This is a genomic window from Methylobacterium sp. Leaf93 (genome assembly GCF_001422345.1).
GTDB classification, from domain to species: domain Bacteria; phylum Pseudomonadota; class Alphaproteobacteria; order Rhizobiales; family Beijerinckiaceae; genus Methylobacterium; species Methylobacterium bullatum.
Map to the genome: position 1 here is coordinate 127,371 of NZ_LMMS01000004.1, position 7,405 is coordinate 134,775.

Below are 7,405 nucleotides of genomic sequence, written 5' to 3' on the forward strand. Positions count from 1 at the left end.
CGCACAGGCTGGCAAGACACAGCCGAGGAAGAGAGTGGTTCAATCCGCGTCGTCCACCGCCTCTGCCTCCACAACCAGGCGCAGCGGCCCCTGCACCAGGCCATCCAGAGGCCAGCAGGTCACGAGGGCGATGTTCCGTCCCGGAGATGTCGGATCGATCCCCGATGCGTCCCAGGGCACGACCCGGCTGCCGCTGATCCGGAAACGGATAGTGCGTCCGTCCCGCCGGGTCACCGAGACGACATCGCCCGGCTTCACCGCTGCGAGCACCGCGAATTGCGTATCGCGATGGGCCGCGAAGATGGCGGTGCCCGGCTCGCCCGCCTCCGGCGTCCCGTCGAGATGGCCGGGGCCGAAGGCCAGGGCCTGTCCACTGCCGCCGCGCAGGGCGACGAAGCTCTGTCCCGCCACCGTGAGTCGTGCCACCGGCTCGGTATCGGCCGATGGCCAGGGCCGCACAGGGCGGCCCTCGGCGAGGCTTAGGGCGAAGGCACGCTCGAGGAGCACCTGCGCGAGCGTGGCCTTGGCGGGAATCCAGGCGGCTCCGACCAGGACGCCGAGGCCCGCGAGGATGAGGAGGGTGGCGAGCACCCTCCCCCCGGTCATGCGACTCATGAAGCGCTCCGCACCCGGCGAAGGGTGAGCAATCCGCCGAGCAGCAGGACGAGACCCAAGAGGATCTGCGTCCGGGTGCCCGCCCCGGTCTGGGGCAGCGGGATCGCCCGGGCCGGAACCGTGCCCTGGGCCGGGATGAGAGCGGCGCGGCGCTCCTGCGGCGGCTGCGCGGCGCGCTCGCCGAAGACTTTCGCGAAGTCCCAGCCCGCCGGCAGGTTCAGGGGCAGTTCGGTCGCCACGAGGGGAGCACCGGTCGGCCGGCGCGGGGTCGCGTCGACCGCGACGAGGCTCGTCAGCCGGGTCATCAGCTTGTGCGCCAGGGCGAGCTGCAGGATCGTGGCATCGGCCTGGTTCGGCATCACGCGCCCGGTGACGCGGGCGGTTTCGGCCTCGGCGATCTTGGAGCGTGCCCAGACCTTCGAGATGCCCGTCCCCTCGGCCGCGTCGGCCAGGGATACGCTGGTCTGCCACGGCGCTTCGCCGATGCGGCCCGTCAGTGTCAGGGTGCCCGTCGGCTCGGCGATGTCGGCCGCGAGCACCACCGGCTCGCCACGGTAGAGGTCGGGCAGTGGGTTCGGGGTGATGTCACCGCCATTCGAGAGCGTGGCGGCGAGGTCGGTGACGGCGGGGTTCTCCAGCTTGGCATAGAGGCTGCGGGTGCGCTCGGCGACCTGATCGACGGTGTGGATCGCCGTGTAGCTGCCCCGGCCGATCTCGGCGGCGTGACGCATCAGGTGCCCGTTCGGGGCCGAGCCGATACCGACCATGAACAGCCGACTCCGGCCGAGGCCGTCGTGGATCGCGGCGAAGATCCGGTTCTCGTCGCCGATGGCGCCATCCGTGAGAAAGACGATCTGGCGGACGCGGCTACGATCGTCCGGATGGTTGTCGGCGAGGGCCGCGCGGAGGGGCGCAAGCATCTCGGTGCCGCCGCTCGCTTCCAGTCCGGCGACGAAGCTCTCGGCCGCCCGCAGATTCTCGGGATTCGCCGGGACCGGCTCCGGAAAGAGCTGGCTCATGGTGTGGTCGAAGCGGATGACGGTGAACCGATCGCTCGGCGTGAGCCGGGCGAGGCCGGCGAGCAGCCCGGCCTTCGCCTGCCGCATCGATGCGCCGGACATCGAGCCCGAATTGTCGATGACGAACACCACGTCACGGGGCTGGCGCTGCGCCGCGTTCGCGTCTGGCGGGGTGACGGTGGCGAGGAGGTAGGTGCGACCAGCCACCGTCTCTCGGAACAATCCGAGGCGCGGCTCCATGCTCGGCATGGGGTCCCAGGTGAGTTCGAAATCGCGGTCGGCGGGGACGACGCCGTCGGCCAGGGTCACGCGCCGGGAATCCGGGCCGGTCTCGTCGACATGGAGCGGGTGGGTGGCGCTTCTCAGCGTGCCGAGCGGAAAGCCGGCCTGGAGCCGCACCGTGATACCGACGGGATTGACCGGGGCGGCCAGGGAGGGGTCGAGAACGGGCGCGGTGATCCGATCGCGATCGGGCACCGGGTCGGAACCGGTCTCATCGCGCGCCGAGACGAGATCCACTGCGGGCGGGGCCGGGTTGTAGCGAGGAGCCACCACCAGGGGCAGGCGCAGGGAGCGGGTGCCCCCGGATATGGCCACCGTCTGCTGATACTCGATCTGCACCAGCACGGTCTCGCCCGGTCCGATATTGGCGACGGAGTTGGTGAAGACGTTCGGCCGCTCCTGCTCGGTCTGAGCCGCGCTCTGTCCGGCCGCCTTGGCCGTCTCATAGATGCGCTTGGCCGCCGCGCGTTCGCGGATCTCGGCGACGATCACCTTGTCGCCGATCACGAGCTTCATCGTATCGACCGCCGAATCTTCCGGCAGCGGGTAGAGGTAGGTGCCTTCCACCCAGGACCCGGTGGTATTGCGGAAGGCCTGCGTCACCACCGTGCGGGCGGTCGGGCCGCTGACGGTGACGCTGAAATCGGTGCTGAGACGCGGCGCCTCGACCGGCGAGGCGGCATCCGGCCCGCGCAGAACCAGGCTGCCGCTCGACGGTGCCGGCAGGGCACTGGCCGAGCAGATCGAGATGAGCAGCGCGAGAAGCGCCAGAAAGAGCGGCGAGACGGGCCGGGCTATTCCGGCGTCTTCCGGCAGGCGGAACCGCGTGGTGACGAGTGAGGGCAGCATGGGTCTGATCTCCGGGCTCCCGGCTCGATGGCCGGCTCGTCGCAGAGATTCACCCGCGCATCGAAGCTTCACCATGGGACGCTTCGGCCAGTCTCGGGCCGCACCCGGACGACCGGGTCCGGCGCAGGCGGATCTGTCCGGTGTCCGTCCGGTCCCGTGCGGACAATGCGGTTCCGCTCCGCCTTCAAAAAGAGCCGAACCTCGCTGCACGGCCGCGTCCCAGGCGGCCGTGTTGCGAAAGGGGGGGCATCGGCGATTGCGAGGCAGGCTCGGGCTGCGACAGCCAACTCCAAGCCCGTGAGATCCCCGACGACCGACGAGATGACGAGCTTGCGCTGGCCGTTTGAGACGAGCATCGGCGCGGATTGGCTACATCTCGCCCGAATAGCCCTTCGTGGCCGCGCTCGGGCTGTTCGCCGTACAATGCGAGGCATACTCGCTTCGCATTGAGAAGCTTGTCGCGGGGCTCGGCTGCGCCTTTAGCGGGCCTTGAATGCCTCGGTCAGTTCGATGCCTGCCCGCAGCTTCGCAGTGCGCGCGTCCGATGTCCCGAGGCTGCGCACCATCTCGGTGAGGCGCAATTTCGGCTGAAGGCCAGTCGGTATGCGTCGGCGGAAATGAAAGGTGCGTCCACGCAGGACGACATTCGCGATCGGTGCCACTCCGCTCCTTCGGCACCTGGCTGGGTGCCTTGTKTAGGTGCGACAGTGGCTGGGAGACGAGGATCCTGTTCCCGTTGCCAGCCTCGGATAAACCTAAGCAAGATCAATGGCTTGTCGCGCATATCGGCTGGGGATTTGTAGCAATGAAGTGGGCAGCTGGCAATCGCATGCGCTTCGTCGGTCGCCAGGATTTCGGTGTCGCTATATCGCCTCCCGACTCACTCGCTGTCGGTCGACTGTAGCTCGCGTTCGGTTCGCCGCGCGCATTGGAGCTGATGCTGCTGACTCGTTCAAAAAGGTGGTTGATGCCGCGGATGCGCCGGTGGCGTCGCTTCGTTCGGCTAACACCTCTGTTCTTGGTTGCAGGGTGGTGAGGTAGTCGGCGGCGCGTGAGCCTTGGGTAGCGGCGGTTGCGAGTGCGTGGGGGTTGGCGCGCAGGAGCGGCGCCCAGGAGGCGTAGTAGGCGGCGTGGTTGGGGTGCGGGACGCGGGCGATCCCGAGGTCGGCCAAGATGAAGGCGGCACCTAGCTCGGCCACGAGTTCCTCGGCTGCGTAGCTGCGGGCGTCGAAGCGGCCGGTGAGGTCGCGGGCAAGGCGGTGGGGTGCGCCGGTCCAATGAATGAGTTCGTGCGCAAGCGTGCCGGCGTAGTCCTTGGTAGAGTGGAAGCTGGCGCGGGCAGGCATGTGGATCGTGTCGGTGGCGGGGACGTAGCAGGCGCGCGTGCCGCCCTCATGAATTGTCGCGCTGGTGGCGGTGACGAAGCGGTCGAAGGCTGGGGGCGGTAGTATGGTCGTGCCGCTCGATGGCGTGTCCGTTCGGGGCGGGGCGGTGTCGACCTGTGCAACGTTGAACACGTGGGCGGCGCGAGCGACGAAGGGGACGCCGGCGGGCTTCTTTGAGTCGTGTGTCTCCGCCTCTGCCTGGGTGCCGCGGGGAAGCTCTTTGTAGAACAGTACGAGCGTGCTGCGTTCGGCTCGGCGCACCTGCGCTCCGAGCGCTGTCCATTGACGGTAGGTCGCCCAACGCGCGTCCGTGTATCCGTTGGCCTGCGCTGCGCACCAAAGCGCGAGGATCTTTATGCCACGGTAACGGCGACCCGTGCTGGCATTGCGCGGCATCGGGTCTGCACCGTGCCAGGGTGGTGTCCATGAAGCGGGGTCAGCTGTCTCCAGCTGCTCCAAGATGGCGGCGGCGACGCGGGTGTGCAGGTCGTTCGGCATAGGGAGGGTTCCGGTGGCCCCTATGGGGCGGTAATCCGGTTTCCCGCTGGGGCGGCGGTTCTTCACGATCGGCGGTGTCGGGCTGTTCGTTAGACTGGGGGCCGCGTGTCCGTGCTTCGGCTCGGAGCTTTCAAGGTGTTCGTCTGTCTTCACCTGGATCTTGGTGAACGTTTGAGGGAGGCCGGCTTGCCTAGGGGCAAGGCTTTGCCGGGCATTGGCAAAGCCTTGCATCAAACCGAGGGGTCCGGATCTCGGAGCCACGCCGTCGGTCGACCGGCGGATCGAAGGTGCAACCTTTTGACAGGCGAGGCCGGGGTTATGCTGTCGGCCTTTGCGCACCGCTTCCCGCCACCTTGGACGGACAACGCGAACGGACCCTACCTGCTCGATCCGCTGGCATCAGGGTCGTTCTGGAAGTGTGGGGCAACCCATTCCTTCCATCCTACGATCCACATCAATTGGGCGGACCGTTTGCTGCCGATGCCCTTCGACTTGCGACCCGGCGTTCCCCATCCCGCCTGGTTAGCGGTGGAGGCTCGGGGCTCATAGGGAGCGTGGCGTGTGCTTCTGCTTTTGCGCGGTCAGAAGCTCGCGGGCACTCTCTGAGATGGCATAGCATTTGGGGGGCTTTTCGACCCGAACATCAATGTATATAACGGCACGATCTGAACGGGGTGCGTGCAGCCACCCCCACCCGAGAAAGAGGGCGGCACTGCCCTGACAGTGCCCGGTCGCTTGGCTTTCAGCATGTTCTTGTGATCGTAGCGCCTATTGGCGTTGCGATCATGATACGCCTGAGGCTGGAGCTGCGCCCAGCCGCCGACGGCGAGAGCGGTTGGGAGTCCTCCAATGTGTAATATCACATACGAAGCTCAGAATGCCTTCACTCCGGCGATGACGTCCGTCGTCGAGTGCTGCGAGTGCCAAGTCAATTTGAACGACGCCGCCTCCGTCATCGCAGATCGAAGTGAGCCGAACTGCTGCGGCATACCGCTATGGAGCTTCGACACGTTGGTCCGGGCGGCCCACCTGCGTGAGGCCGCTGCTGCCACGAATAAGTATTGTCGGGCCGAAATCGTACGGAAGTACTCTATTTTTGGGATTTGCACGTGCTCGCGGCGTCTCATTTTGTCGGTTCAAGATGCCGGCATGATGGGAACCCTTGTCCAGGCAAACTTAAACGGACCGGTGCCCGCGGCGCCGCGCCTCCTCGAGGAGATGGTCCGCAAGAACCAAAGGCAATTCCCAAACAACCCGAAGCGCAAGCGAAGCCGTCACTTGCAACAGCGCCAGCGGCCATTCTTCGAAGCTTGGGCCGATAATGCGTCGTTAGTGGACGAAGAAGACAAAAAGGCGTGATCGGGTTGAAGCGGGGACCGTAACCCCCGGCTGGTCCGCACCTTGACACGGTGCGGACTGGCGCCTCGTCCCCTGCCGCGACGTACGCGGATGTCGTGGCGGGTTCGCTCACCCCCTATGATACAAGAGCTATATTATGGAAGATTTCGACCAAGCGATTCCGTTCTTCGACAGATCGGAGGATGAGATGTGGCACCCTTATACTGATGAGCGCCAGCGCGCTATGCGGGATGCGACCGTCGGCTGCAGTATGGCCGTGTACCTTGAGCAGTTCCAGCCACAGTCACGTTTTATCAGGCGGATGCAGTTTTGGGGTGCGCATCAGGCCGTGGCGTTCGCCAATTACCAGGGGGCTGTACTAAATGTGAAGGTGACCGTCGCTTGGGACCGGATGGGTTACCGTCACGGCCAGGAAATTGACGCAGCGTATGGTCACTTCATGCAGGCTCAGCGCAAGTTTATGCGGCGACACGGTGTACCAAACTACACTTACACAGTGTTTGAGCGCTCCGAAACGTTCGGCCTCCATTCACATAGCGGGGTTCACGTCCCGGTCCACGTGTACCCGCAGTACCGGCGCTGGCTGGATCGGTACGTCAAGCGGCTCGACCGCGTGGGATTCAAACGTCGCTTGCACGTCCGGCGCTACCGCGAGACGGCCGTCGCGCGTGCGATCGAAGAACAATGGCGCTGGTTTCGCTACTGCATGAAGGGGGTCGATCCGTATCTAAATGAAGACGAGCGAGATCTCAATGGCCTGGAGGCTACAGACACGTTCGCCAGTTATTATGGTTTGAAGCACCGGTACACGGGTATCGTGTCCCTGCAGCGCGTGCGCCTGTCGCAGGACATGCTTAAGAAGGCTAGGCGAGAGGCTGGTTACCCCGAGCACTATTACCTGATCGATGGCGAGCACCGGTACGACGATTTCGAGTACCGGCGCGGTGAGGCCGACCGTCTGACGGAGATGCTTCAGTGCGATCCACTTTGATAGGCAGACCTCTGGGGGAATCGAGGAGACCGCACTGCCTTTGAGGAGGCCCGCGTTCGTTCCGTCTCCTCATGAACTCGTAGTTTTAGAAGCCCGCCGGGGATACCCGGCGGGCTTCTTCGCGTGTTCGACGAAGCGCGACACCGATACGCTGTCCTTCCAGGCCGGCTGCAGAGTGATCGGAGCCCGCGCGGGCCGGTAAGGTTGTCGATGCTCGGCGTGTGCCGCAGCGTCGCGCTACGTGCGACGTACGCCGCTCTCTCTGCGGGGAGCAGCTTCTCATAAGCAGATGCTCGGCTGATTGCTAGGGTCTGAACCGAACCAAGATATTGCTGACGCTGCAGTTTTATGATTCACGTTCGCGGTTTTCAGCATGGAGGCGATGATGGCAGACCTGTTCTGGCTCT

At 65.4% G+C, this 7,405-nt stretch carries 6 protein-coding genes; 2 read left to right on the forward strand and 4 right to left on the reverse strand.

Features of this window, described 5'->3' with window-relative positions; genetic code table 11:
* Window positions 1–39 precede the first annotated feature (39 nt).
* The 4 genes from ASF26_RS05915 to ASF26_RS05930 form a co-directional block, all read right to left on the reverse strand.
* Window positions 40–615 (reverse strand): class GN sortase, encoded by a 576-nt coding sequence (locus tag ASF26_RS05915; protein ID WP_156462882.1) that lies wholly within the window; start codon window positions 613–615, stop codon window positions 40–42.
* Window positions 612–2,765 (reverse strand): marine proteobacterial sortase target protein, encoded by a 2,154-nt coding sequence (locus ASF26_RS05920; protein ID WP_056250762.1) that lies wholly within the window; start codon window positions 2,763–2,765, stop codon window positions 612–614. Before ASF26_RS05920 ends, ASF26_RS05915 begins: the two co-directional genes overlap by 4 nt.
* 479 nt (window positions 2,766–3,244) lie before the next feature.
* Complete coding sequence (locus ASF26_RS05925; protein ID WP_056250765.1) at window positions 3,245–3,427, reverse strand: DUF6538 domain-containing protein; 183 nt, start codon at window positions 3,425–3,427, stop codon at window positions 3,245–3,247.
* 201 nt (window positions 3,428–3,628) lie between these two features.
* A complete protein-coding gene (locus ASF26_RS05930) occupies window positions 3,629–4,648 on the reverse strand; it encodes a zincin-like metallopeptidase domain-containing protein (RefSeq protein WP_056250768.1) in 1,020 nt (339 codons plus the stop codon).
* Window positions 4,649–5,797: 1,149 nt separating this feature from the next.
* Here ASF26_RS05930 and ASF26_RS22550 point away from each other — a divergent pair.
* Both ASF26_RS22550 and ASF26_RS05940 read left to right on the forward strand, forming a co-directional pair.
* Window positions 5,798–6,007, forward strand: a complete 210-nt coding sequence (locus ASF26_RS22550) for a hypothetical protein (protein WP_156462883.1) — start codon at window positions 5,798–5,800, stop codon at window positions 6,005–6,007.
* A 136-nt stretch (window positions 6,008–6,143) separates the two neighbouring features.
* The gene (locus tag ASF26_RS05940) at window positions 6,144–6,998 is read left to right on the forward strand and encodes a hypothetical protein (RefSeq protein ID WP_056250776.1); all 855 of its coding nucleotides are present in this window, start codon (window positions 6,144–6,146) and stop codon (window positions 6,996–6,998) included.
* Window positions 6,999–7,405 lie beyond the last annotated feature (407 nt).

Excerpts from the sequence above, each read along its gene's own strand:
- ASF26_RS05940 (WP_056250776.1), top strand. The coding sequence starts at position 6,144 with ATGGAAGATTTCGACCAAGCGATTCCGTTCTTCGACAGATCGGAGGAT.
- ASF26_RS22550 (WP_156462883.1), top strand. The coding sequence starts at position 5,798 with ATGATGGGAACCCTTGTCCAGGCAAACTTAAACGGACCGGTGCCCGCG.
- ASF26_RS05915 (WP_156462882.1), bottom strand. The coding sequence starts at position 615 with ATGAGTCGCATGACCGGGGGGAGGGTGCTCGCCACCCTCCTCATCCTC.
- ASF26_RS05930 (WP_056250768.1), bottom strand. The coding sequence starts at position 4,648 with ATGCCGAACGACCTGCACACCCGCGTCGCCGCCGCCATCTTGGAGCAG.
- ASF26_RS05920 (WP_056250762.1), bottom strand. The coding sequence starts at position 2,765 with ATGCTGCCCTCACTCGTCACCACGCGGTTCCGCCTGCCGGAAGACGCC.